Source organism: Bradyrhizobium sp. UFLA05-112, assembly GCF_053572325.1.
Genome location: NZ_JBANBK010000229.1, coordinates 1 through 553, shown reverse-complemented (window position 1 = coordinate 553; position 553 = coordinate 1). Strand labels below are relative to the sequence as shown.

Here is a 553-nt window from a genome sequence, read left to right as displayed (position 1 = left end):
CCGGGGTGCGGTTCCTGTTTCGCGTCACGCTGCGTCGCCACGATCTGGCGGCCGAGGTCTGGCACCTCAAGGAGCCCGAGAGGCTGCCACCGGTGCTATGCCCCGAGGAGGTCAAGCGTGTTTTGACCATGGCGACGAGCCTGAAGGCGCGAGCGATGCTGACGCTGGCCTATGGTTGCGGGCTACGAGCCGGCGAGGTGGTGCGGCTGCGGGCGGGTGACATCGACAGCGAGCAAATGATCATCCGCATCGTGCAATCGAAGGGCCGCAAGGACCGGCACGTGATGCTACCGGCGGAGGTACTGAAGCTGTTGCGGCAATTGTGGAAGGCGCGACCGACCACGTATGACGCCGACCTCGCGCCGGAACACCACTGGCTGTTTCCAGGTCACCGTGATCATCAGCCTCTGACCACGCGTCAGTTCAGCCGGCTGTTCAAGGAGGCCGCCAAAGCCGCGGGGCTGCGCAAGACGGTCCCGCTGCATTCGCTTCGCCATAGCTTTGCGACCCATCTGCTCGAGCGCGGCAAAGACATTCGCGTGATTCAAGCGTT

1 protein-coding gene is annotated in these 553 nt (G+C 64.2%); it reads left to right on the top strand.

Annotated elements, in window-relative coordinates:
- Positions 1–553, top strand: a 553-nt coding sequence (locus SO180_RS42510) for a tyrosine-type recombinase/integrase (protein ID WP_449384726.1), incomplete at both ends; no start/stop codon positions are given.